This is a genomic window from Bacillus sp. FSL K6-1366, assembly GCF_037976695.1.
Lineage (GTDB): Bacteria > Bacillota > Bacilli > Bacillales > Bacillaceae > Bacillus > Bacillus subtilis.
On the sequence record NZ_CP150268.1, the window covers coordinates 1,458,754 to 1,484,734 of the forward strand.

22 protein-coding genes and 1 other annotated feature are annotated in these 25,981 nt (G+C 45.9%); of the genes, 4 read left to right on the plus strand and 18 right to left on the minus strand.

The window, feature by feature from the left end; translation table 11 throughout:
* Positions 1-88: 88 nt before the first annotated feature.
* On the minus strand, positions 89-967 hold the full coding sequence (locus MHI44_RS07775; protein ID WP_277736699.1) for a LysR family transcriptional regulator: 879 nt from the start codon (positions 965-967) through the stop codon (positions 89-91).
* A 99-nt stretch (positions 968-1,066) separates the two neighbouring features.
* Here MHI44_RS07775 and MHI44_RS07780 point away from each other — a divergent pair, with 99 nt between their 5' ends.
* Positions 1,067-1,984: a DMT family transporter gene (locus MHI44_RS07780; protein WP_003228315.1), complete on the plus strand. Its 918-nt coding sequence runs from the start codon at positions 1,067-1,069 to the stop codon at positions 1,982-1,984.
* Positions 1,985-2,024: 40 nt separating this feature from the next.
* Here the strand turns inward: MHI44_RS07780 and MHI44_RS07785 are convergent, their stop codons facing one another.
* From MHI44_RS07785 to MHI44_RS07825, 9 genes are all read right to left on the minus strand, one after another.
* Positions 2,025-3,368 (minus strand): amino acid permease, encoded by a 1,344-nt coding sequence (locus MHI44_RS07785; protein WP_003228313.1) that lies wholly within the window; start codon positions 3,366-3,368, stop codon positions 2,025-2,027.
* Positions 3,369-3,436: 68 nt separating this feature from the next.
* Positions 3,437-3,672 (minus strand) — a binding site (T-box leader).
* Between the two features lie 97 nt (positions 3,673-3,769).
* Positions 3,770-4,804, minus strand: coding sequence for a glycoside hydrolase family 18 protein (locus MHI44_RS07790; RefSeq protein ID WP_339203269.1), 1,035 nt, complete (start codon positions 4,802-4,804; stop codon positions 3,770-3,772).
* A 107-nt stretch (positions 4,805-4,911) separates the two neighbouring features.
* On the minus strand, positions 4,912-5,634 hold the full coding sequence (gene lutC / locus MHI44_RS07795; RefSeq protein WP_339203271.1) for a lactate utilization protein LutC: 723 nt from the start codon (positions 5,632-5,634) through the stop codon (positions 4,912-4,914).
* Positions 5,634-7,073 carry a lactate utilization iron-sulfur protein LutB gene (gene lutB / locus MHI44_RS07800; protein WP_014480926.1) on the minus strand — a complete coding sequence of 480 codons (1,440 nt, stop codon included), beginning with the start codon at positions 7,071-7,073 and terminating at the stop codon, positions 5,634-5,636. The genes lutC and lutB overlap by 1 nt, the downstream gene beginning before the upstream one ends.
* Positions 7,074-7,099: 26 nt before the next feature.
* Entirely contained in the window at positions 7,100-7,816 is a 717-nt protein-coding gene (gene lutA, locus MHI44_RS07805) for a lactate utilization iron-sulfur protein LutA (RefSeq protein WP_014480927.1), read from the minus strand.
* A 174-nt stretch (positions 7,817-7,990) separates the two neighbouring features.
* Complete coding sequence (gene yvfU, locus MHI44_RS07810; protein ID WP_230488649.1) at positions 7,991-8,593, minus strand: two-component system response regulator YvfU; 603 nt, start codon at positions 8,591-8,593, stop codon at positions 7,991-7,993.
* 16 nt (positions 8,594-8,609) lie between these two features.
* Entirely contained in the window at positions 8,610-9,725 is a 1,116-nt protein-coding gene (yvfT, locus tag MHI44_RS07815) for a two-component system sensor histidine kinase YvfT (protein WP_029318384.1), read from the minus strand.
* A 3-nt stretch (positions 9,726-9,728) separates the two neighbouring features.
* On the minus strand, positions 9,729-10,466 hold the full coding sequence (locus MHI44_RS07820) for an ABC transporter permease (protein WP_339203274.1): 738 nt from the start codon (positions 10,464-10,466) through the stop codon (positions 9,729-9,731).
* Positions 10,467-11,372, minus strand: a complete 906-nt coding sequence (locus MHI44_RS07825; RefSeq protein ID WP_167560416.1) for an ABC transporter ATP-binding protein — start codon at positions 11,370-11,372, stop codon at positions 10,467-10,469.
* A 284-nt stretch (positions 11,373-11,656) separates the two neighbouring features.
* Between MHI44_RS07825 and rsbQ the strand changes: the two genes are divergently transcribed.
* Together rsbQ and rsbP are read left to right on the plus strand one after the other, a co-directional pair.
* Entirely contained in the window at positions 11,657-12,466 is an 810-nt protein-coding gene (gene rsbQ / locus MHI44_RS07830) for a sigma factor SigB/phosphatase RsbP regulator RsbQ (protein WP_003228292.1), read from the plus strand.
* 35 nt (positions 12,467-12,501) lie between these two features.
* Positions 12,502-13,713: a phosphoserine phosphatase RsbP gene (gene rsbP / locus MHI44_RS07835; protein WP_116315844.1), complete on the plus strand. Its 1,212-nt coding sequence runs from the start codon at positions 12,502-12,504 to the stop codon at positions 13,711-13,713.
* A gap of 53 nt (positions 13,714-13,766) precedes the next feature.
* Here the strand turns inward: rsbP and ganB are convergent, their stop codons facing one another.
* The 7 genes from ganB to lutR form a co-directional block, all read right to left on the minus strand.
* Positions 13,767-15,062 carry an arabinogalactan endo-beta-1,4-galactanase gene (ganB, locus tag MHI44_RS07840; RefSeq protein WP_029318379.1) on the minus strand — a complete coding sequence of 432 codons (1,296 nt, stop codon included), beginning with the start codon at positions 15,060-15,062 and terminating at the stop codon, positions 13,767-13,769.
* Between the two features lie 79 nt (positions 15,063-15,141).
* Positions 15,142-17,205 (minus strand): beta-galactosidase GanA, encoded by a 2,064-nt coding sequence (ganA, locus tag MHI44_RS07845; protein ID WP_116315842.1) that lies wholly within the window; start codon positions 17,203-17,205, stop codon positions 15,142-15,144.
* An 18-nt stretch (positions 17,206-17,223) separates the two neighbouring features.
* The gene (gene ganQ, locus MHI44_RS07850; protein ID WP_015714737.1) at positions 17,224-18,075 is read right to left on the minus strand and encodes an arabinogalactan oligomer ABC transporter permease GanQ; all 852 of its coding nucleotides are present in this window, start codon (positions 18,073-18,075) and stop codon (positions 17,224-17,226) included.
* Between the two features lie 3 nt (positions 18,076-18,078).
* Positions 18,079-19,335: an arabinogalactan oligomer ABC transporter permease GanP gene (gene ganP, locus MHI44_RS07855; RefSeq protein WP_029946017.1), complete on the minus strand. Its 1,257-nt coding sequence runs from the start codon at positions 19,333-19,335 to the stop codon at positions 18,079-18,081.
* A 39-nt stretch (positions 19,336-19,374) separates the two neighbouring features.
* Positions 19,375-20,640, minus strand: a complete 1,266-nt coding sequence (ganS, locus tag MHI44_RS07860; protein ID WP_032722554.1) for an arabinogalactan oligomer ABC transporter substrate-binding protein GanS — start codon at positions 20,638-20,640, stop codon at positions 19,375-19,377.
* Positions 20,641-20,780: 140 nt separating this feature from the next.
* Complete coding sequence (ganR, locus tag MHI44_RS07865) at positions 20,781-21,773, minus strand: galactan degradation operon transcriptional regulator GanR (RefSeq protein ID WP_122894729.1); 993 nt, start codon at positions 21,771-21,773, stop codon at positions 20,781-20,783.
* Between the two features lie 182 nt (positions 21,774-21,955).
* Complete coding sequence (gene lutR, locus MHI44_RS07870) at positions 21,956-22,678, minus strand: L-lactate utilization/bacilysin biosynthesis transcriptional regulator LutR (RefSeq protein ID WP_029318374.1); 723 nt, start codon at positions 22,676-22,678, stop codon at positions 21,956-21,958.
* A 227-nt stretch (positions 22,679-22,905) separates the two neighbouring features.
* Here lutR and lutP point away from each other — a divergent pair, with 227 nt between their 5' ends.
* Positions 22,906-24,597, plus strand: a complete 1,692-nt coding sequence (gene lutP / locus MHI44_RS07875; protein WP_069322915.1) for an L-lactate permease LutP — start codon at positions 22,906-22,908, stop codon at positions 24,595-24,597.
* A gap of 26 nt (positions 24,598-24,623) precedes the next feature.
* Here lutP and rpoN read toward each other — a convergent pair whose 3' ends face one another.
* Positions 24,624-25,934 carry an RNA polymerase factor sigma-54 gene (rpoN, locus tag MHI44_RS07880; protein WP_041055204.1) on the minus strand — a complete coding sequence of 437 codons (1,311 nt, stop codon included), beginning with the start codon at positions 25,932-25,934 and terminating at the stop codon, positions 24,624-24,626.
* Positions 25,935-25,981: the final 47 nt, after the last annotated feature.

Sequence of the window (25,981 nt, forward strand, 5' to 3'; positions counted from 1 at the left end):
TCTATCACACCATAACACAACTGCATTCAGGAATAAAAGAATTTGATTCGATGAAATTCGAACAATATAAAACGAACGGTTTGAAACATTATTCTGCTCCAAACAGCTCCTTAGCCATCTCAATAAAGAGCTTAGCCGCCAGAGAAGCCTCCTTTAGCGACGGAACAGCAAGCTGCACATCACGGTATACCTGCGGGTCCAATTCCCGGGTCACCACATGCTCTGGCAGCGGCATCCCCGACATGGACATTTCTGATAAAATGGCCAGGCCCAGGCCTTCTCTGATCATACTGATCGAGGTGTTGATGTTATAGACCGTGAAAGCTGGGTGCAGCGTAGCGCCCGCCTGCCTGAACATATCGACAAATGGTGATTCATAGCCTCCGTCACAGACGATCATCGGTTCATGGTCAAGATCTTTCAGCGTAATGGCCGAATGACTGGCAAGCGGGTGATCGTCCCTGAGCACGACAGCCATTTTGTCTTTTTTCAAACGAATGTACTCCATCTCCTCTGTTGGATACAGAAGAATCCCAACATCTATCATCCGCGTATGAAGCCACTCCTTGACTTCATTTACAGTTCCCTCGTGCAGCACGAGCTCAAGTTTCGGATATTTTTGTTTAAATTCACTGATCAGCTTTGGCATAAAATAAGCCGAGGCAGTTGAGAATGTGCCGATATGAATCGTTCCCAGTTCAAGCCCTTTTTCCGCTGCTGCTACCTGCTCAACTTTTTCAATGCCTTTTAAGACTTCTCTAATGTGTACTAAGATCTGTTTTCCCGTATCCGTCAGCATCAGGCCATTGCGGCGGTCACGAATGATCAGCTTTACATCAAGCTCAGCTTCGATCGCAGAAATCGCATGGCTGACAGCCGGCTGTGTCATGTTCAGCGCCTGACCCGCTTTTGTAAAGCTTCCCGTTTCAGCTATTTTCACAAAAACCTTTAATTGTGTAATGGTCATAACAATTTACTTATGCTCCTTATAAAAAAGATTCATTTTATTTATCTTATGTTCTACCGTATCATATGATGGAAAAGTTCTACAAGGAGTGAATGAACAATGAAGCAGCTCTCAAAAACGCGGACAGCTCTCCTGCTCGCATTTCTCGTCATCATGTGGGGCGTCAATTGGCCGCTGTCCAAAGCCGCGCTCGCCTATTCTCCGCCATTATTGTTCGCGGGCATCCGAACGCTGATCGGCGGGCTTTTATTAGTCATTGTCGCACTGCCGCGTATTCATAAATTACGCTTAAAAGAAACGTGGCCGATTTATCTTGTTTCTGCTCTTTTAAATATTACGTTATTCTACGGCCTGCAAACGATCGGGCTGAATTATCTTCCGGCCGGCCTGTTTTCTGCAATCGTCTTCTTCCAGCCTGTTCTGATGGGTGTATTTTCTTGGCTGTGGCTCGGCGAATCCATGTTTGTAATGAAAGTGATCGGCCTCATCCTCGGTTTTGCGGGAGTAGCCGTCATTAGTGCTGCGGGCTTTGGCGGGCATATTTCTGTCATTGGGGTTCTGCTGGCTCTCGGCTCCGCAGTCAGCTGGGCGCTCGGGACGGTATATATGAAAAAAACAGGCAGCCGCGTCGATTCCATCTGGATGGTCGCTCTGCAGCTGACGATCGGAAGCGTGTTTCTGCTTATATCCGGCTTTTGGACAGAAAGCTTTTCGGCGATCCAATGGACAGCTCCGTTTATCACGAGCCTGCTGTTCATCTCCGTATTCGTTATCGCGCTCGGCTGGCTTGTCTTTTTTACGCTTGTCGGTTCAGGAGAAGCAAGCAAGGTCGCATCTTATACTTTTTTGATTCCGCTCATATCAATCGTGGCCAGCTCCATTTTCCTGCATGAACCGCTCACCCTTAGCCTCTTGGCAGGGCTGCTGCTGATTGTCACGAGCATCTGTCTCGTGAATACAAAATCAAAAGCGCAGAAAGCTGCGGCGATTGGTATAAACGAGAAGGCTGCACAATAATAAAAACCCTCTTGCCGGATGCGGCAAGAGGGTTTCTTATTTACTGATGCTTGCGTCCTTTGACCAAATATGCAACTGTAATCAAAAGGTAGATCGCCGCAGTAATACCGGTAATGACAATTGATGTTGTCATGATGACCCCGATCAGAATGGCGAGTAATGCCACAATCGCAAACCATGTCGTGTACGGGAACCATTTTACATAATAGGCCGGTGTTTCCGTTTGCTGTTTTCTCGATTTTAAATGAGCGAATCCGATGATCAGCCAAATGAATAAAACGGTATATCCCAATGATCCCATTAAATAATTAAATGTTTGGCTTCCTGCGAACAGAGAAATCAATACGCCAATATAGAGAGAAGAAGTGCACATCAGAATCGCAAACATCGGTACGTTTTTCGATGAAAGCTTCGAGAAGACCTTTGGAAGCCTTCCGTCACTTGCCTGTGTATACAAAATGCGTGATGATCCGTATAAACCTGAATTCATAGAAGAAATGATCGCCAGCAGGATGACTGCATTCATGATATGATCCGCGCCCGGAATGCCTACCATTTTAAAGACCATCACGAAAGGACTTTCCGGAACGGAATTGACTTGGTTCCATGGAATCAGGCTGACGATGATGAAAAACGGCAGCAGGTAAAACGCGACAATCCGTGTCAGTGTGCTGCGGACAGCTTTCGGGACAACCTTTTCCGGATTTTTTGTCTCTGCAAGCGTTACACCGATAATTTCTGTACCGCCGTAAGAGTAGATGACGACAAGCATCGCCGTGATCAGCCCTGTGCCGCCGTGCGGGAAAAATCCGCCGTGGTCTGTCAGGTTGGAAAATCCGGATGCTGTATGATCACCGAATGATACAAATAAGAGCAGCAATCCCAGAATAATAAAGATAATAATAACGGTAATCTTGATCATTGCCAGCCAATATTCAGTTTCGGCGAAGATTTTAACAGAAAGCAAGTTTACAATCGTGACGATAAGAGAAATTCCTAATGCCAACACCCAGATCGGGCAGCCCGGCAGCCAATATTGAATGAAAATCGCAGCTACAACAGCTTCAGCCGCAATGTTAAGCACCCACATTTTCCAGTAGATCCAGTCCAAAAAGTAAGCAGCGTAATTTCCCAATACCTGCTGGACAAGATCACGGAAGGTTCTGGCGTTACGGTTTCGAACAGCCATTTCCGCCAGCCCCTGCATAATAAACAGCAAAATAATCCCGCCGAGCAGGTATGCGATAATGACAGATGGCCCTGCCACATCGATCGCTGAGCTGCTCCCCTTAAATAAACCTGCGCCGATTGCTCCGCCCAGCGCCATCATCATAATATGGCGGGACGTCATCGTGCGTTTTAACGTTTGATTGTCGTTTTTCATCCTCTTCTACCTCTCCTTCTCGTTTTCAAAAACAAAAAAGCCCGCCGTCTCCTACCTAATCTAATAGATAAAGAGACGACGAGCCTTCGGCTGACCGCGGTACCACTCTTGTTGATTCTTCATGAAGAATCCTGCTTTTGACCTGTAACGAAGGTTAGCCGTTAAAACATAGGGAATATTCAATCTATTCCGTTCCGTCTTACCACTCCCGGGCGAGTTCAAAGAAGAATCAGGCTGCGTCGCACCACCCCGCAGCTCTCTGTTCTGATCACTTTCTTTTACTGCTCCCAATCTATGTGTTTTAGTTTTCTGAAAAACTCAAATTTTATGATCTGAATATATTAACATAATATACGTGCTTCTCTTTTAACTGTCAATAACTTCAGAGAAAAAAGAAACTGTTATTTTGTCCCTTTTCGAATGGCTTTCCAAAAGGATTCTGACTCGTTTCCTAATGCGTAAACTGAAACACCTGCTATTTTATATTGCTTTGCCAGATGGCTTTTCGTTTGAACGGTTTTTTCGTTTTCATACCACACGACATGTTTATGCTTCTTTTTGTCAACATAAGAAAACGTCATCGAGCCTGATTTTTTGTTGAATGCCGGCTTTGCTTTTTGTTTTTTGATGAGGGATTTGAGCTCATTCCATTCCCTTATTGTGCTGGTACTTCCGTCTTTTACATCCCAGTCATAGCCGTACGCAGGGATTCCCATGATGACTTTATTGGCTTTGATCTTTTTGACTGAAAACTGCAGAGAGCTTTTGATCCAGTTTGTGCTTGCCACTGACCCCGGCTCACCCCAAATGCCGTGTTCATCGTAGGTCATGACTTGTACGAAGTCGGCATATTTGCCGATTTTCGCATAATCATACGGCCAGCTCCAGTCATCATTTTTATCATCGGCGCTTTTGGCCGGAACGGATACCATTGTTTTAATATGTTTCTTATTCAAAGCCTGTGAGACATATTGAATGAAGTTCGAGTATGCAGCGCGGTCTTCTGGATTTACTGCTTCAAAATCGATATTGATTCCGTAATATGAGTGCTTTTTGGCCAGTGTAATTAACTGATCTGTGAATCGTTTTTTCGCTGTTTTATTGCTCATGACCCGACTCGCTAAATCTCCGTCAAAATCATAAATGGCATCATTATAGTTTGAAATGACAGCCCATGTCTTGATTTTTTTCTTTTTCGCATATGTCAGCTGCTTAGTTGGGGCATCGCCAATGATTTGTCCGTTTTTTTCAAACGCAAATGTATCGGTTGCGATGGCATTCATGTATGTATGATATTTCGTAAGAGCATTGTATGAAGCCGTATCCCCAGTCGTGTAGCCTACTGTCATACCGGCTGCCTTCGCTTCTGTTTTTGTATACATAAATAGAACAATCGCAATCGCCAGTGAAACCGCTATGATCAGCCATTTTTTCATCGCATTTCCTCCTATTTCAAGTCATACTCTTCTCATCGGCCAAAAAATTGGAAGTTGAAGTTTTTACAAGCAAAAAGCCCGGCATATGCCTGCCGGGCTTCCTGAGTTCAGCGGTCAGAGACGAGAATATATGCTGCCTTTACAGGTCCGTGCACTCCCACAACTAAATCCATTTCAATGTCTGCTGAGTTGCTCGGTCCGGTAATGTAGTTGATACATGAAGGAACAGTGACACCGTTCGCAATGTTTTGGCGGATGATATCACTGGCTTGTGTCATTCTCGGTACAATGCTTGATTTCGGCACGATCGCAATATAAGTCGTCGGCAGAAGGCTGACAGAGCGGCCGATGTCTTTTGAGGAGAAGAGGACAACCGTCCCCGACTCAGCCAATGTAATTTCACTGAATGTAATCCCTACATTGGCTTGCTCCGCTTTTTTGATATTTTCCTCGCCTTTGTCAGCATCCCACTCCCAGACCGGCGTTCCTTCACTCGGCCAGTCCTTGGTGAGCAGGCTTTTCAGCCCGTATTCTTCAAAGCGGGGGTCCTTCGGAATGATGACAGGGCCTCCGTAAAAGCGGCTGACTTGCTCGCGCAGGGCATCGTAAAGGCCGGTTGAATCCGTTTCAATCAGCTCTGTATGGATTTTGACACAATGGTTTTTGAGCACTGTGACTAAGTCATCAGCTGAATATCCTTCAAGTGTTTTATATTGCGGCTGATGCGCCCATTCAGGGGCTGCCACGCCTCCTGTTCTTCTTTCACGGCCCAGGCTGGATGCGATTCGGTTTAAAAAGCTCTCTTGATTCTGAATGGTTCCCTTCGTCATCACTGCTCCTCCTTCGTGCGTTCACTTGTTTCTCTGTCCGCAAACCAGTCTCTGAATCTCGATTTATGCGGTGCCGGGAAGTCGCGGATCTGGGTCCAATTTTTAAGCGGGCCGGGCCCTTTCGAAATTTTTTCGTCCTCTGTAAAAGGCGTCATGGCGGCCGGCGCCCATTTTGAGCCCATTTTGTAAAGCGATAAGGAGGATGCGCCAAGTCCGAATGCTTTCATTGCAAGCTTTTCACTGATCGGCGCCCTGCCTTCTTTTTCGACGATATTCTGACGATGCTTGAGTAGCAGCTCATGAAGCGGGATTTTGACCGGGCAGGCTTCTGAACAAGCAGCGCACAGTGAAGATGCGTACGGCAGCTCCTTATAATCGTCATAACCGCCGAGCAACGGTGATAAAACCGCTCCGATCGGCCCCGAGTAGATTGAGCCGTATGAATGTCCGCCGACATGGCGGTACACAGGACAGACATTGATACAGGCGGCACAGCGGATACATTGCAGCACAGACTGGAATTCCGTTCCAAGGATATTGGATCGTCCATTGTCAACGATGACAAGATGGAATTCTTCCGGACCGTCCACTTCACCTTCCAGCTTCGGACCCGTCAAAGCTGTAATATAGCTTGTCAGCCGCTGTCCGACAGCACTTCTTGTCAGCATGCTGACTAGCACTTCAAATTCAGAAAATGACGGGACAATCCGCTCCATTCCCATGACGGTAATTTGTGTTTTCGGCAAGGTGCTCACAAGCCGTCCATTTCCTTCATTGGTCACAAGGCTGACGGAACCCGTGTCAGCGATGGCGAAGTTACAGCCGGTAATGCCGATATCCGCTTCCAGAAACTTTTTCCGGAGAATGGCGCGCGCATGCATCACCAGCTCTTCCGGTTTTTCTGTATGTTGATAGTCCAGTCTTTCTTTAAACACATCGCGTATCTGCTCTTTATTTTTATGAAGGGCGGGCGCTACGATATGTGACGGCGGATCGTGATCATCAATCTGCAAAATATACTCGCCGAGATCGGTTTCTACGACTTCACAGCCTTCCTTCTCCAGCACCTCATTCAGATTGATTTCCTCTGTGACCATTGATTTAGATTTCACAATTTTCTTCCCGTTCTTCTTTTGAATGACATCCCGAATATAGGAAGACGCCTCTTCCGCTGTTTCCGCGAAATAGACATGTCCGCCTCTTTTCGCCACATTTTCGGCAAGCTGTCCGAGATAGAAATCAAGGTTTTCAAGGACATGCTGCCTGATTTCCTCTGATAATGAGCGCCACTCCTCCCAGTTTCCCAGTTCTTCTGCTGCCTCTAGGCGCCGCGTCCGCAGACGCTCCTGTGCACCCGAAACAGCACCTCTCATAAATTCATTATCAATCCCCTGTGATACCCGCTCTTTAAAAGCGTCAGTACCGATTTTCATCGCCATGATCCTTTCCCCCTCTGAATCCAGTTTTATCTGCTGTTGAGCACTTCGGCGATGTGCATCACTTTGACATTCTTATCTTTTCGGTCAAGCCGTCCCCCGATATTCATCAAACAGCCGCAGTCAGCACCGATCAGCACCTCTGCTCCCGTTTCCTCCACACATTCGACTTTTTCATCGACCATCTGCTCAGAAATCTGCGCCATCTTGACGGAGAACGTTCCTCCGAATCCGCAGCAGTTATGTTTGCCCGGAAGCTCTGTAAACTGCAGGCCCTTCACATGGCTCAACAGCTTCATCGGCTCCTCCCGAACACCCAGCAGCCTTGTCATATGGCACGACGTATGTAAGGTCGCTTTTGTATGAAGGGTAGCGCCGACATCCTCTACTCCAAGTACGTTCACAATAAAATCTGTCAGTTCATACGTTTTATCCGCCAGCTTTTGCGCTTTATCGGCCCATTTCGGATCATCCTGAAACAGGTGCGGATACTCCCGGAACATCGTTGTGCAGGAACCGGAAGGACTGACAACATATTCGGAATCCTGAAACGTTTCGATCATCCGTTTCATTGCTTTTTTGGCGTCATGTACATAGCCGCTGTTGTAAGCCGGCTGCCCGCAGCAAATCTGCCCTTCCGGAAAATCAACCTCACACCCAAGCCGCTCCAGCAGCTCAACCGTTGCTTTTCCGACATTTGTTTGAAACATATCAACAAGACAAGTGACAAAAAGTGAGACTTTCATGATGAACCCCTCTCTCATCCCCAATATATGATCAGGTCATCTGATGACCTGAGTTAAAATAACTATATGAATATCGTACACTATTCTGATAATAGAAGGGAAGGGTTTTCTAGGGATATTTTCATTTGTGGCATATCAAAAACACTCCCGATCTCCCAGGAGTGCAGTATATGGTTAAATCCAGCCCTTTTCCTCAGCAATGCTGGCGGCTTCTGTCCGATTTTTCGCATTAAGCTTTTGGATGATTTCTGAGATATAGTTTCGAACTGTGCCTTGAGATAAATAGAGCTCCAGCGTAATGTCTTTTGTTGTCTTGCCTAAAGCCGCAAGCCTCAGAATTTCTTGCTCTCTAACGGTTAGCGGATTTTCGTCTCGCATCATATTAAACGTCAGCTCAGGGCTGAAGACACGTTTTCCCTTTACACATTTTCGAATGGCATCGGCCAGATCGTCAATTTCGCCGTCTTTCAGCAGATAGCCATGTGCACCGGCCTTTACGGCGCGTTCAAAATATCCGGGGCGAGCAAAGGTGGTTAAAATAATGACCTTGCTGACGCAGCCTTTTTTCATTAATTCCTCTGCCACATCCAGCCCGCTTCGAACCGGCATTTCAATGTCCATAATGCATACATCCGGCTCCAGCTTCAAAATAGCATGTAGCGCCTCTTCCCCGTTTAATGCTTGTCCGCTGACTGTCATATCCTCTTCTAAATCAAGCAAAGATCCCAAAGCGCCTAAAAGCATTCGCTGGTCCTCAGCAATAAACAGACGAATCATTCTTTTCGTCCTCCAATCATTCTGCTTTTTTAATAAGCGGAATCGTCAGTGCCACAACCGTTCCGTTATGATCTGAAACCGTTAATCCCCCTTCAATGAGCATGAGCCGTTCTTCCATTCCCCGCAGGCCATTCCCAAACATTTTCTCCTTCGGCGCTCCCTTTCCGTCATCCCGTATCACGATCCTCATTTTGTCAGCAAACTGAGAAATGGTGATGGCACAGTGGGTTGCTTTGCTGTGCTTGATAATGTTAGTCACGGCTTCCCGCATACACATACTGATAATATTTTGAGTGACGGGAGATATCGCTGAAAAGTCGTCGGCTCCTTCGTATTGAAAGGTAATGTTCCCCGCTCTTAATATGTGCTGAATGTTTACGAGCTCCTCTGTTATCGTGACCGTCCTCATATCAGAAACCAGCTCTCGAACTTGCTTGAGTGCGGAGCGTGAGCTGGTTTCCATTTCTTTTGCCTCAAGCTTGGTCCGTTCTGGATCAGATGCAGCCAGCCGCTGAATGAGCTGGCTTTTTAATGTAAGCAGCGACAGGGTGTGGCCAAGAGTATCGTGAAGATCACGGGCGATTCGAACACGCTCCTCTCTTTTAGAGAGTTCTTTTATCTGTTCGTTGGCTTGTGCAAGCTTATTTTCAAGCTCAATTCTCCGAAACATAGAACGAATGCCGAATGGAGAAATGAGCATAATGACGAGAAACGGGAGAACAGAAAAAAGCTCCCGGAGCGAGACCGAATTCGCGATAAATTGGTATAGGCATGGAAAAAGCAGTATAAAGATTAAAGCACAGAACGCACGGTTAAAATTCGTTTTCTCTTTGAAATAGCCAACAAAGTTTGCCGGGAAAAAACCTAAGTATATATAGGTGATATTGTAAAACACACTATACATCAAAATAACCGCCATTTGCACGATAAGCCAATATGTAAACGAAGCTTTGCCCACGCTGCAGAATAACTGGCGATATGCCGCTACAAAAAGGAGCAGCATGCCATATCCGATCCCCTGTTTGACCCCTGATTCTTTTAATAAAGAGAGGAACGGCATAATCGTATACACCAGAAAGATATAAGGGAAAAACCCGAATTCCTTCGGGAAAATAGATATTGCCTTTTTCATGTATTACACCGCTTCTTGTTTTCTTCTTATATATTTAGATAGTAGCATGAAGAGCATCATATAAGCGATTAATATCAGAATATTTTTCCAAGTCGGACTCCCACCCTGGACAAGTTCCCACGCTCCGCTCCCGAAATGATAAGACGGAAGCCACTGGCCAATGCTCTGCATCATGTCAGGCATGACCTCAAACGGCATCCACATCCCTCCGCCTAAAGCCAGCAGCATATAAAGCACATTACTGATTCCGGCCGCTGTTTCTACTTTTCTCATGAGGCCGATTAGTGTGCCTAATGCTAAAAAAGGCAATGCGCCAAACAAAATCCACAGTCCGCTCATCATCCATTCAAACGGTGACAAGGCAATATCATTGATGATTGCGCCGAACAGAAATATGACGGTAATTGATAAAATGTGAATGACACTTTGGCCGATCATCTGAGCTGATAAATAGATATGATCCGGAAGAGGCGTAAGGCGGATAAAGGCGGCCCAGCCTTGTGACCGTTCTTGTACCATTCGGATGCCAAGCGTCATGATAGAGGAACCCATCACGCTGAAGACTGTCATCGACATCAGGTAATGGGCTTCCCATGCACGTTGATCAGGGACGTTGGTATTCACTACATTTGTAAAGAAATAATAAAAGGCAATCGGCATGATCAGAGACCAAAGCACAAAGTACTTGTTCCTAAGCACCCTTTTCATTTCAGCGATGCTTTGCTTTTGCAGCACGTTCACTCACATCGCCTCCCTGTTGCCGTCAGCCAGCTGGCGAAATGCCTCATCGAGCGTTGCTTGCTCAATTCGAATATTTCGTGCTGGGATGTTTTCTTGAAAGATCAGCGCCAACACTTTGTCTGTATTTGATGTCTGGATGATGGTTCTCTCATGCTCGTGGATCACTCTCTCGACTTCCGGGTGACAAGACAGTCTTTCCACTGATTCACTTGAATGAAGCGTAAAGGAAACAGACTGTTTTTGAATTCTTGAGCGGATTTGCATTGGTGAGCCGTCTGCAACAAGCTGTCCTTCAGTAAAAAATAGGATTCGCTGTGCGGCATCGTCTGCTTCCTGTAAATAATGAGTTGAAAAAATAATTGTTTTTCCTTGGTCCGACAGTCTGTGAATTGTCTGCCAGAATCGATGTCTTGATGAAGTATCCATGCCGACTGTCGGTTCATCAAGTATAAGCAGCTCCGGGTTCCCGGCAAGAGCCAAAGCAAAGCTCAAACGGCGTTTTTGTCCGCCGGATAATTTTTCTGCTCTTGTTTTCAAATCTTCTTTGGTGAGTGCTGTTAACGAAACGAGTTCTTTCATGGACAATGGATTCGGATAATAGCTCCGGAAGAGTTCAAGGATTTCATCCACCTTAAGGCCCGGCATGACACTTACTTCCTGAAGCATTACACCTATTTTTTCACGAACCTGTTGATCATCGGGAACCCGGTTAAATAGTTTGATTTCTCCCTCACTCGGTTTCAGCAGTCCTAATATCATCGAGATGACGGTCGTCTTCCCTGCCCCATTTGGCCCGAGAATGGCTGCAATTTCTCCTTTTTCAATACTGAAGCTGATGTGGTTTACAGCGGTTTTTCGATGGAAATGTTTTGTCACGTTGCTTACTGTTACTGCTTCTTTCATCACATGAGCACCTCCTGATCGTTTACATTGATTGTAAAATGACGGAGAAGACGATGTTAGTATGGGGTGTCATGATGATGAAGTGACAAATGTCATTTTCTTACTCACCCCGGTATCTAGGCAATCCTCCTCCTGCATCTTCCAATTCATCCACCTTTTTTATCTCCCATGTCCTCTTTCTTTTAAACTGCTGTGACATTCATAGAAAGATACACTCTTCAAACCATCCGAGTGTTATGATAGATCTATTGAACTTTATATTACTTTCCGGCTGAAAGGAGCCAATCATGAACGAAGCGATTTTGTCTAGAAATCATGTGAAGGTGAAAGGCAGCGGCAAAGCATCTATCATGTTCGCACCTGGTTTTGGATGCGATCAAAGCGTGTGGAATGCCGTGGCACCTGCCTTTGAAGAAGATCATCGGGTGATTTTATTTGATTACGTCGGTTCGGGACATTCAGATTTGCGCGCATATGACCTGAATCGTTACCAGACACTTGACGGCTATGCCCAGGATGTTCTTGATGTTTGTGAAGCTTTAGATCTGAAGGAAACCGTGTTTGTGGGTCACTCCGTCGGGGCCTTGATTGGGATGCTTGCATCCATCCGCCGCCCGGAGCTTTTTTCCCATCTGGTGATGGTGGGGCCTTCTCCTTGCTATTTGAATGATCCGCCTGAGTATTACGGAGGATTTGAAGAGGAGCAGCTCCTTGGCTTGCTGGAGATGATGGAGAAAAATTATATCGGCTGGGCGACTGTATTTGCGGCAACCGTTCTGAATCAGCCAGATCGGCCTGAAATTAAGGAAGAGCTTGAAAGCCGTTTTTGTTCTACTGATCCTGTCATTGCCCGCCAATTCGCGAAAGCGGCGTTTTTTTCTGATCACCGAGAGGATCTTTCGAAGGTAACGGTTCCCTCTCTTATTCTCCAATGTGCAGATGATATCATCGCACCTGCAACAGTAGGTAAGTATATGCATCAGCATCTGCCTTATAGCAGTCTGAAACAAATGGAGGCTCGCGGACATTGCCCTCATATGAGCCATCCAGATGAGACGATACAGCTGATCGGCGATTATTTAAAAGCACACGTGTGATATAGGAACGAAAGGGATAGAGGTGACCCTCTTAGATGGACAAACAATTGAATGATGCACCATGCGGTTTCCTCGCTTTGTCAGAAGAGGGGTCGATCATAGCTGCCAACCGCACCCTTATCAAGATTCTGGATTATGAACCGGAGCAGGTTATCGGCCAGCACATGAATATGATGTTGACCATTCCCGCACAGCTTTTCTGCCAGCTTTATTTTTTTCCGCTTTTGAAATTGGAGCATCACATCGAAGAAATATACATTTCCTTGAAAGCAAGAGATGGAGAAGAAATTCCCGTCCTTATCAATGCTATTGCGAGACACGATAGCGAGGCTTCTGTCTTTGATTGTGTTCTTATTCCAATGCGAAAGCGAAATGAATATGAAAATGAGCTGCTGATAGCCAGAAATGAGGCTCAGGAAGCTTTGCTTGCCAAACAGAAAGCCAATGCGGAGTTAAAAATTGCCTTGGAAACGCTTAAAGCAAAACAAGAAGAACTTCTTGAGATCAATAAACAAAATCAACAATTTAAATTAAACACCAAAAGAGAGCTTGAACTCGCCAGAAAGATCCAGAAAAACTCGTTGACTGAACCGATTGTAAACGATCAGGTTCAGATTGACTCTTATTACAACGCATCGAGTGAATTGTCAGGTGATCTTTACGGATATTATCAAATCGATGAACACCGTTACGGCATTATTATCCTTGATGTGATGGGGCACGGAATTTCATCTGCATTGATTACGATGTCTCTTCATCCTTTGTTCCAGCGCCAGATCACGCAAGGTCTCAGCCCCGTTAAAGTTATGAAGGAATTGGACCGGCACCTTCACAGCTTGTTTCAAAATGATGAGGAAGCAAGACATTATTGCACTGCTATTTATCTCGAGATTGATATAGCACGGCAAAGAATTGATTATGTCAACGCAGGGCATCCGCCGGCACTTTGGCAGGACGATAGCGGAACTCAACATCTGCTTCACGCGACCTCGCCTCCGATCGGGATGTTTGAAGACTTAGAGTTTCAGTCAAGCAGCCTTTCATACACGGAGGACGGAAGATTGCTTCTGTATACGGATGGCGTGATGGATCCTACGGCTTCATGTTATTTATTTGATTTACTAAAGGATCATCCTGATTCGCCGATCGCTGACCTGAAGGAGAACATCCTTACATCACTGCAGCATCAAAAGGAAGCTCATCATAAGAGTGATGACGAATGTTTTATATTAGTTGATGTAAAATAAAATGATCCATGAGACATAACAATGATTTGTTACATCTCATGGATTTTTTTGTTTCAGCGTTTCTTTGGAATATGTCCTGACTCCGCATATTGAAACACCTGCAAAGAAGGCAGCGGGTGTCCATTAAAATCAAATAAAGCTTGATTATCTACAGCACTTCCCCCATACCACTTCCCGGCGTCTTCAGGGTCGTATTCAGCAGCATAGCTGGACGCCCACCCTGACCCGTATGTTTCCCATAACACTTTGTTTTTCTCTATCTGTGTCTTCGGCCCGACTGGAATCCACGCCGGCTCCCAGTAGAAAACACCGAGTCCTGCTTTGCCCGTATTCGCCACTGCCTCCATTACATCTCTTACTGCAGTTGCCTGGCCTTGAACAGAAATTGGATATGGCAGCGTCTGCCCGCTTTTTGGCGCTGTATTTCCATGCCCATCGCCATCCTCAGCGGTATAGGTGTACGATGTTTCCGCCACCATGACTTTTTTGCCGTACGTATTGGCAACAGCCTTCAGCACGGAGGTCAAATTTTGTAATGTCCCATGCCAGAAAGGATAATAGGAGCTCGCAAACACATCATAATCCACTTTGTTTTTGCTGAGTGTTTCCGCAATAAATGAATACCTTCCAGCCGTTTCAGGATTGGTAAAATGCAGGGCGACCAAAATATTTGAATTTGTCTCCCTGACCGCTCGGCTTCCTTCATTAAATAATTGGCACATCTTCGTCCAATCAGTCTCACCGGCAAATCCTCCTGTTGTTTCATTTCCGACCTGAACCATGCCGATGTCAACGCCTTCCTTGATCATCTTTTGCAGGCTTTGTTTCGTATACTCATAGAGCTTTGCTTTTTTTGCTTCAAAGCTGAGATTCGCCCAGGCTTTGGGCACCTTTTGTTTCGCTGGATCGGCCCAGAAATCAGAGTAGTGAAAGTCGGCCAGCACCTTCATTCCGTTCGCTGTCGCTCTTTTTCCGATTTCGATTGCTTTTTGAACATCATTGTTTCCCCCGCCATACCCGTTGCCATTTGAATCATACGGGTTATTCCAGATGCGGACGCGAACATAGTTGACCCCAGCCTGTTTTAAGGTTGTAAAGATGTCCTGACGTTTTCCGCTTGTATTATAAAAGGTGACACCGCTGTTTTCCAAAGCAATAACGCTGGACACATCTGCCCCTTTGATAAAATCCTTGTTCATCCCCTCTACTTTTTTAACAAAAAGATCCTCATCCTCTGTCCGAAGCTCTGACACGTGCTTCTCCTTCTCAATGGCAGCGGCATATCCTGTTGAACTACATGCACTCCACACGATGGCAGCCGCAAAGAACATTTTCACTTTGCTTTTCATGATTTCATCCCCCCAAGACTTAGTAAGCGGTTTCATTCTATAGAAAAAAGAATCCGCCCATATCGAGCGGAGCATCAGCCTAATGTGTGTTTACGATAATTCTCACTTCATACTTTTCCATCGTCAGGTCGCCTGACAATATGTCTCCTGTCATTATGTCCTTCACACTCTGATCAAACGTGACCAGCTGTTTTTCTTCCGTAAAGTTCATCACAAAAATATAATCATTGTCCTGATCCTGCCTCGCTTGTACGGAGACGCCTTTTCCGTGCCGAACCGGAAAAACTGGAGAAAGAGACAGGTCTGTGATCAGACCCTCATAGAAATCACGCTGAAATTGATCCTCCATACGCGCGCCGATAAAATACGCCTTGCCCTGCTGGTACTCATGGCTTGTGACCGCTGGCGTGCGCGCATAAAAATCTTCTTGATACACCGCTTCCACTGAAGCAGTCTTTACATCAATCACAGTTGCATAATCCTTCATTTCATATATTTGGCTACGGTAGCTGACAGCGTTTCGATCCTTCGGATACAGGGTGTCCGTTTCAAGAGGCTCAACTCCAAATATAGCTTGAAGATCCGGATGCCATCCGCCTGTGTATGTTAAGTCATGCTCATTCACAATCCCGCTGATATACGTCATGACTAAGGTGCCGCCGTCAGCCGTAAATGCTTTTAAACGGGAAATGGTGTCCTCGCTGATTAAATACAGCATCGGGACGATCAGCAGTTTATATGGTGAAAAGTCTTGTTCTTTCGTGATGACGTCGACAGGGATATCGTGTTCCCAGAATGTGCGGTAATGCTGCTGAAGCGTTTGCGGATAACGTTTTGTCGCCTTCGCAAACCCCTGAGCATCCTCGAGCGCCCAATGATTTTCCCAGTCATATAAAATCGCGGTTTGAGCCGGCCTCTTTGTTCCGACAACTTCCGACAGCCGTTCCAATGTCTCGCCTACCTTGGCCACTTCTTGAAAGACGCGGTTCTTCGGGCTATTGTCATGATCCACAACCGCTCCGTGTAATTTTTCTGATGACCCGCGTGATTTGCGGTATTGGAAATAGAGAACGCTGTCCGAGCCGTGGGCTATCATTTGCATAGATGACAGCAGATTCATGCCCGGGCGCTTCGCCTTGTTGACGTTATGCCAATTGACCGCGCTTGGCGTACACTCCATTAATAAGAAAGGCTGCTGCTTCAAGCTTCGGTACAGGTCGTTGATAAAACCGACCTTCATCGCCAAATCAGCTGTGCTTTCCCAGTCATTGTGCCAGACAGGATAAGCGTCCCAGCTGATGACATCGACATGCTTTGCAAATTTGCTGTAGTCGAGGCCCTGATACGGGATCAAATCCGCTGTGTCAGCCATAAAATTCGTTGTGATAGGGATATCAGGCGTCAATTCTTTCAGCGGAATGATTTCATTTTTATAAAACGAAATCGTTTGATCGGTGACGAACCGGCGCCAATCTAAATTCAGGCCATGCAAGCCATTTTCACCGATCGGCGAAGGGCTTTCAATTTGTGACCAGTCATTGAACGTATGGCTCCAAAAAGGAGTCCACCACGCATGGTTCAATGTCTTGAGGCTGTTGTCATATTTCGATTTCAGCCACTCCCGGAAAGCATGCTGGCATAGATCACAGTGGCAATCTCCCCCGTATTCGTTTGAAATGTGCCACATTAACAGCGCCGGGTGATGTCCGTATCGTTCTGCTAATAAGCGGTTGATGTGCCGTGTTTTTTCTCGGTAGACTTTAGATGTGAGGCAGTGGTTGTGCCTTCCGCCGTGCAGCTGTTTGACGCGGGAGGCATTGACGCGCAAAACTTCCGGATAGGTTTGCGACAGCCAGGCCGGACGGGCTCCGCTCGGCGTTGCTAATATGACCCGACCGCCTATACTGTGAATCCGCTCAAAAATATCATCCAGCCATTCAAATTGATATACGCCCTCCTCCGGCTCAAGTGCGCTCCATGCAAAAATGCCGACAGAAAACGTATTCGTATGAGAAAGCTTCATCAGTTTGATATCGTCAGCTAAAATATCGGGCCGATCCAGCCACTGATCGGGGTTGTAGTCTCCCCCATGGAGCATAAATTTCGCTTCTGTTACGTGCGTTTTTTCAAGCTTTGACATCACATTCTCCTCCTTGTTCTCTTAGCCCTTCGTTCCGCCTGCGGTTAATCCGGATACAAAATTCTTTTGCAGCATGATAAAGATGATGGCCACCGGTATGCTGATAAGCAGGGCTCCGGCCGCAAATGTCGTATAGCTGGCCCCCATGACATCATTCACTAAATTGAATAGACCGACGGGCAATGTATATGATTCAGGCGTTCTCAATATGGTTGAGGACAGCACAAAATCTCCGAGCGGACCGGTAAAGCCGTTCATGGCCACGACTGCCGCCATCGGTTTTGATAATGGCAGAATGATCTGGAAGAAGATTCTGGTGCTGCTGGCTCCGTCAATCTTGGCGCTTTCGTCTAAATCCATCGGAATGGAATCCATGTACCCCTTCATCAAATACGTATTCATCGGGATCAAGCCGCCGATATAAAGCAAGATTAGCAGCCAGTGGCTATTGATCATTCCCAAGATTTGCGCCAGCACAAACAAGGCAATTAAAGCTGAAAACTGAGGAATCATCTGCAGCAATAAAAAGAGCGTTAAAGCGTATTTTCTGCCTTTGAAGCGAAAGCGCGAAAACGCATAGGCTGTAAACGTCACACAGAGCAAAGACCCTGCCATTGTAAACAGGCTGATCTTCATTGAGTTGACATACCACTGCACATATTGAAGGCTTTCTTTGCCCGCAAATAATTCTTTGTAATGGTCGAATGTCGGATGCTTCGGAATGATGGATGTACTGATTAAGCTGTTGCCAGGGTTAAAGCTTGCGCCTGCTGTCCAAAGGAGAGGATAAACAATGATGACCGCCATAAAGGCTAGCAACAAGTAAGAGAAAAGGAGACGGATATATTTTCTGACCTTCATATCTGCCAGCATGCCTTATGCCTCCTCTTTAAAAGACTTTGTCTGTCTGAACTGCCACAATGCGATGGAGATAACAAATACAGATAATAAAATGGTTAAAGCCGCAGCAAGTGAATATTGGCTTGACTGCATTGTCAATTTATAAATCCATGAAACGAGGATATCTGTCCCGCCGGCTGTTGATCCGGTTACAGCCGGACCTCCGCCATTGAATAGATAGATAATATTAAAGTTATTAAAGTTAAACGTAAACTGAGTAATGATAATCGGAGCCATTGCAATGAACACCATCGGAAGCGTGATGTATCTCAGCTTTGAAAAGACAGAAGCGCCATCAATCGTAGCTGCTTCATACAGATCGTCCGGGATGGATTGCAATACGCCTGTTGAGACGAGAAAGATGTACGGAAATCCGAGCCAGCCCTGCATGAGAATCAACGCAAGCCTCGACCAATTGGCATCTGTCATCCACGGAAGCGGATCTATCCCAAAGAAAGCCAAGATGTCGTGATTCATCGCACCGAAGCTATCATTAAACAGTCCCGCAAAAATTAAAATCGTCACAAAACCGGGAACGGCCCATGGCAAAATCAGAATGGTCCGAAAAAAACGTTTAAACCGAAGGTCTTTCTGGTTAACAATGATCGCGAGAAAAATCCCCAAGCTGACTTGCAGTGTGGATGCAGCAAGTGTCCAAACCACCGTCCAAGCCAGTACATCAAAAAAAGTCGACCTCCAAATATCAACTGTGAAAATATTTGCGAACGTTTGAAAACCGACCCAATCAATTAATTTTGCAGGAGGAGAATGATACAAATCATAGTTTGTAAACGCTAATGCAAAGCTGAATAAGATAGGAAAGATCACGGCGAAAATTAAAATAAACAAAGATGGGCCGCTGACGACATAAGGATAGCCCTCAGAAATGATATGCTGGTATTGTTCCTTTAACGAACTTAATGGCTTGTTTTCATCACGCTGTTTTCCGCTTTGGAACGCATCGCGAAGATTTACATAATACACCGCAAGGCCAAAGCAGGTCACGATGACAGCAATAATTCCTTCCGCCAGCAGAAAAACGGAATTATCCCGCGGCACTTCTGTTCCCAGTGTAAAGATTCCCCAAAACCCCATATTGAGCAGATCTCCAAAGACCGCAAAAAACGATGCGCCTAAGAAAAGAAAGACAATACCTTTTATCCATTGCTTGTTATAAAATTGCCCGAGTCCCGGAATGATAGAAAGCAACAAAGCGACTTGACGATGCTGCACCGTTTTCACCTCTCTTACAATACAAATCTAGCTTTCTCTTTATTTTCCGCTGTGCTTTGCCTTAATTTGTCCTTTGGCGGTTTCAGCGGCTTGATCCAATGCTTGTTTCGGATCCGCCTTCCCTGTGGCAACCGTCTGTAATGCTGAATCAGCCGGCGTCCATATTTCATTCATTTCCGGAATATTTGGTGTTGGCTCTGAGAAACGGGATTGTTCAGTAACTGCCCGTGCCGCCTCGCTTTTCATAATAGCCGGGTCATTGGCTAGGGATTTCACAGCAGGAACTTCTTTCGTCTCTTCATATCGTGTTTTAGAATTTTTTTCATTTGCCAGGAAAACGGCTAATTCTTGCGCCAGCTCTGCATTCTTTGAAAATGCACTGACGTTGTAGCTTTTGACGCCGATAAAGGAGCTCATGTTTTTCCCATTTTCCAGCTTCGGCAGTTTCGTAATGCCATAATTGATTCCTGCATTCGAAAAGGCTTCTACATTCCATGGACCAGAAATAATTGCGGCGGCTTTTCCTTCTGTGAACAGCGATTCCAACACGTTAATCCCTTGTTCTCCAATAATGCCAGCCGGGAACAGGCCATCTTTGTAAAACTTCTGAATCAGCGCCGCACCTTTGACAGCTCCTTCATTATTGATTCCAATGTCTGACGGGTTATAGCTCCCATCTTTGGCCTTTCCAAAAATGTATCCGCCATATCCGCTCATCACACTTTCTGCATAATAAATTTGATCGAATAGGGCTAAAAAGCCAAATTTGCTGCCGTCAGCAGTCTTTTTGGAATAGTCGTACCACTCTTCCAGCGTTTTGGGCAATTCCTTTTCTGTGATGAGATCTTTGTTGTAAAAAAGCACAGTCGTTTCGACCGCTTTTGGCAGTCCATAAAGCTTTTGATCTACCATTTGAGACTGAATGGAAGCGTCAGTATAAAGTGATTGAACGTCTTTTTTGACATGTAATTCCTTGAGTAATCCTTCCGTGACAGCGGTTCCGATTTGGTCCCCTGGCATTGTTAACACGTCAGGGCCTGTGCCGGCCGGTCCATCCATTCGCAAATCTTCAATCTGCTTGGCATACGGTTTTTCAACGACTTTGACCTTCACATCATGCTCTTTTTCAAATGCAGCCACAGCGTCTTTAATGCCGTTGCTCTTTTCTTTATCCTCCCATACAACAAGCTCTGACCCTTTTGAACTCGATTTGGCGCTGCTGCTTTCCTTTGGGCCGCAAGCCGCCAAGGATAAACTGACAGCTGCGCAGAGCATGAATACGGAACACTTTTTTGCCATTTTCATTGATTGTCACCCTTTCGGTAGGAATGAAAGCGCTTTAAAGATAATATAGCACGCCTGAGAAAATGTGTAAACAAACTATTTACTTCATAGAGTAAATTTTTTTACCTAAATAAAAAATGACTTAGTGTCCTAAGTCATCCTTAATTCATACTCTTCCTGACGATTAATTCTGCGCCCACATATAATGTTTTTACCGTTCTTCTCTTGTCCTGCACTTGTTCAAGCAGTAATTGAACAGCATTTTTACATAATTCATGTATATCAATATGAAACGTCGTCAGAGGAGGCGAGACATACTTCGCGAAGCTGATGTTGTTGATACTCACAATGCTTACCCTGTTTGGTATAGCAATTCCTTTTTCGTTCAGGGCTTGCAGACAGCCCACTGCTATCGGGTCCGCTGCAATCATAAAAGCAGTCGGAAGCTGATCGCCTAATGTGTCGATCGCTGCTGACATCAGGCGGTAGCCGTTTTCTACAGAGAATCCGCGATGACAGAAAATATAGCGCTCGTCCAGCATGGCTTTTTCCCTCATATAGGATCTGAAGGTTTGTTCACGGATGTCCATTTCATCCTGATTGGTATTCGGATTTTTGTATGTGCCGCCGATAAAACCGATGCTCTTATGCCCCTTCTCAGCCAGGATGTTTACTGTCTTCCTTGTCATTTGTGCCAAATCGGGCCTTACCGAGTCAAAATGATCGGGATCAGGAGTTGAATCGATGAACACGCCATTTTCAGTGAGATTTCTGAGGAAAGCCAGCTCTTCATCTGAAAATGTGCCAACGGCAATAAACCCTTCCGTATGTTCAGGAATGCTCTCGATTCCATCCGCTATTTTATAAGTGGTCATATCGACATTGAATGCTTTCGCCAGTTTCTCTACTTCTAATCTCATCGTTTTAAAATAGACATCTTCTAATTCTTCTTTATCTGTCAGCCAATATAAAAACGCAATATGTTTCACCAGCGGTCTTACTGTTTTTTTGCGGTAATTGAGCTTTTCCGCCGCTTCATAGATTTTCTCCCGTGTTTCATCAGGAACAGAAAGGCTTTCATCGTTATTTAAAACGCGGGAAACGGTTGAGATTGAAAATCCCGCTTCCTGCGCGATATCTTTAATTGTCGCCATTGCATCTGCCTCCATTATTCAGCTTGCATTGTTTTAGTAAAATATTCTACTTTCTTTTTCGCAAATGTCAAGTGCACAAAGCCCTCTGGCTGCCTCATGTAAAAAAGACTGAACCATTCGCGGCTCAGTCTCAGTTGTTCGTATCAGTCGGAACCGACGGAATTGCCCGGGAAATGAGTTGGTTATTGCACATTTTCCTCGAAATATCCCGAAAGCACATCTTCCACATTCGTCAAATGCGCCAGCATTGCGGCTTCCGCCTCTGCACCGTTCCCGGCAGCCACAGCATTGTAAATCCGTTCGTGCTCCTCATACAGCCGCTGAACGGAGGTCTTCTTGGAAAACAGCCAGATTTTCCTCGTTTCCCTCATTGTTTCCAGCAGCAATGATGACACGTGATTCATCAAGTGTTTAAGAAGTTCATTTTGAGAAGCGTCCGCAAGCGCAAGATGAAATGCGAAGTCTGCTTTCTCTCCCAGCTCCCCGTCCGCTTCAATGCTGCCCATTTCCTTTAGTGCATCCTGAATTCTTTCGAGATCTGCTTCTGTCCTTTTTTCAGCCGCTAGTGAAGCCACTCCGATTTCAAGCAGTTTTCTGACCTCGAGCAGCTGCTTGACGTCCTCTTTTTTCATCAGAAGGGCGGCTGAGAGCGGCTGAGAAATTTGATTGAGCTCAAATTCCTTCAGGTACGTGCCTTCTCCCTGTTTCATTTCGACAAGCCCCATCGCTTTTAGCGCAGAAAGTGCCTCGCGAACCGCTGAACGGCTGACTTGAAAGCTCTCAGCAAGCGCCTGAACAGAGTCCAGTTTATCCCCCGGCTTCAATTCGCCGTTTTTGATCATATCTAATAGTGCATCCGCTACTTCTTCATATATTTTTTTTGTTTTAATCTGTTTGTATTTCAATGCAATTCACCCCGTAACTTGTAGGTCTGGCTGTTTACGATCTATTATACTCTGTTTTGTGGGCCGCCAAAAGATTTTGACTATTTTGTCAAAAAGTCTTGTACTTTGATTTTTTTCAAAATATAATGCTAGGTAACTGGTCTTATTACCCAGTCATCAGATGATCATATCATCTATAGAAACCGCTTACATATGGCGCCAGTTTATGTTTCAAGGAGGGGTTTGGGATGCAATGGACACAGGCATATACGCCTATAGGGGGAAATTTGCTATTATCAGCGCTTGCCGCACTTGTACCGATTATTTTCTTTTTTTGGGCACTCGCGATTAAACGGATGAAGGGGTATACAGCAGGCTTGGCCACATTGGGGATCGCCCTTATCATTGCTGTATTGGTTTATCGGATGCCGGCGGAAAAAGCGCTGATGTCCGCGACACAAGGAGCCGTATACGGATTGTTGCCGATCGGCTGGATCATTGTGACGTCTGTTTTTTTGTATAAAATCACTGTGAAAACGGGACAGTTTGATATCATTCGCAGCTCTGTTCTCTCAATTACTGATGACCGACGGCTTCAAGCTCTCTTGATCGCTTTTTCATTCGGGGCTTTTTTAGAAGGGGCAGCAGGCTTCGGAGCGCCGGTCGCCATTTCTGCCGCGCTGCTGGTCGGTCTCGGCTTTAATCCTCTTTATGCTGCGGGGATCTGTTTGATCGCCAATACGGCGCCGGTTGCCTTTGGGGCAATTGGGATTCCAATTACAGCCGTAGAAGGGCCGACAGGGATTCCGGCGATGGAGATTTCGCAAATGGTCGGGCGGCAGCTGCCGTTTTTATCCGTATTTATTCCTCTTTATTTAATCATCATCATGAGCGGGTTCAGGAAAGCCTTGGAGATCTGGCCGGCGATTCTCGTATCTGGTGTTTCCTTTGCCGTTGTTCAATATCTCAGTTCCAATTTTTTAGGGCCTGAGCTGCCCGATGTTTTGTCAGCTCTTGTTTCAATGGCTGCGCTTGCTGTGTTTTTGAGATGGTGGACGCCGAAAACAACATTCCGGTTTGCCGGTGAACAAGAGTCGGCCGCCTCAATTGAAACGGCGCGCACAAATCCGGCGGCGCCTGCGTACAGCGGCGGACAGATTTTTAAGGCTTGGTCGCCATTTCTGCTGCTGACGGCGATGATTTCCGTATGGGGCATTCCATCTGTCAAATCCGCGCTGACCGGGCATTATGAAGGCTCTGCGGTGTTCTTGAAGTGGCTGAATGCTGTTGGAGAAAAACTGACTTTTTCCCCAGGTGTGCCTTTTTTGAACAATCAGATTGTCAATGCTGACGGTACACCGATTGAAGCGGTTTACAAGTTGGAGGTGCTTGGTTCGGCCGGCACCGCGATTTTGATTGCCGCAGTGCTGTCAAAGTTCATCACGGCGATTTCATGGAAAGACTGGGGAACCGTTTTTAAAGAAACAGTCCAAGAATTGAAGCTTCCGATTTTGACCATTGCTTCTGTCGTTGGTTTTGCCTATGTCACCAACTCCTCGGGAATGAGCACGACACTCGGGATGACACTCGCGCTGACAGGTTCGATGTTTACCTTCTTTGCGCCCGTTCTCGGCTGGCTCGGCGTCTTCATTACCGGCTCGGATACTTCCGCCAACCTGCTGTTCGGCAACCTGCAGAAAGTCACCGCATTATCAGTCGGCATGGACCCCGTTCTGTCTGTGGCCGCCAACTCTTCAGGCGGTGTCACAGGAAAAATGATTTCACCGCAGTCGATAGCGGTGGCGTGCGCCGCGGTAGGACTCGCCGGAAAGGAGTCAGATCTTTTCCGCTTTACCATTAAACACAGTCTGTTTTTGCTGCTGCTCGTTTGTATCATCACCTTTTTGCAGCATCACGTATTCAGCTGGATGATTCCTTAAAAAAATCCTCCCGTCTAGGGAGGATTTTATTTATATCGCTTTCTCGCTGCCGATGACGGAATATTCATTTGATCGCGATATTTTGCCACGGTGCGTCTCGAGATTTGGATGCCGTGTTGTTCATACAGCAAATCGACAAGCTTTTGATCTGAAAGCGGTTTTGTTTTGTCCTCTTGATTGATCAGGTCTTCAAGATGCATTTTGACTGCATAATTCGACGCATCTCCCTCTCCTGAAGCCTCGGCTTTTGCTGAGAAAAAGAGCTTCATCTCAAACAGCCCGTAAGGCGTTTGTATTGTTTTCCCTTTAATGGCCCGGCTCACAGTTGATTCATGAAGGCTTAGACAGTCCGCCACCTCTCTCAGAGTCAGCGGCTTCATTGCGCTTCGCCCTTTCAGAAAGAAATCCTTTTGGCGTGTGATCAGTTCATTGATAATTCTCGTGATTGTCTGTTTTCGCTGCCTCAGCGCGCGGCTCAGCCAGCGCCACTCCTGATATTTCGCAGATAAATAGGAGACAGTATCCTGACAGGAGCCGGATGATAAAAGCGTTCTGTACTGCGGATGCAGATCGATCTCGGGAAACGAGCGGGTATTCAGTTCCGCTGCGATGTGCCCGTTTTTTACAGTGATAAAAATGTCAGGCTCAATATACACATCTTGCTCTGGCCGGGCAAACAGAAGGCCAGGTCTAGGATGAAGAGCCGCGATATCATCTGAGATATCTTGAATAGTATGAAGCGGAATTCCTGCCTCCACTGAAAGCGCTTTCCATTTTTTTTGCGCAAAAGCATCAAAATGAGCTGAAACCAGCATTTCCGCTTGTTCATTTCTGTTCGGCAGCCGCTGTAATTGAAGAAGGATGCATTCCTGCAAAGATCTCGCGCCAATTCCAGCCGGTTCTAATGACTGGAGTTTTGCCAAAACAGCCTCCGCTTCCTTGGCCGATACAGATAATCGCCGTGCTGCCTCCTCTATATCTTCTTCCAAGTACCCGTTTGAATCAAGCGAATGAATCAGATAATTAAAAATCTTTTTTTCAGTGTTTGTCAGATTCATATCGAGTGACTGCTGTTTTAACGCATCCTGCAATGTTTTTTGCGGATTACTTAATTGAAGGCCCGCTTCCTGTGCATTCATCCTGTTTTTGTTTGTTTTATGGTAAGATAGTGGCGGTGTGTCTGTTTCCTTTCGTTCAATAAGAGGGTTTTCCAGTGAGAGCTCATCAATGTACTCGGCGAGTTCTGCCGAATGATAGCCAAGCAGCGTGATGGCCTGCCTGAGCTCCTGTGTCAGTTGAGGCTTTAATACTTGTACTTGCTGAAGTTTCATATCCATCTTGCTCACTCCCCTTTCTTCATTGTACATGATTGAGATCACACCGT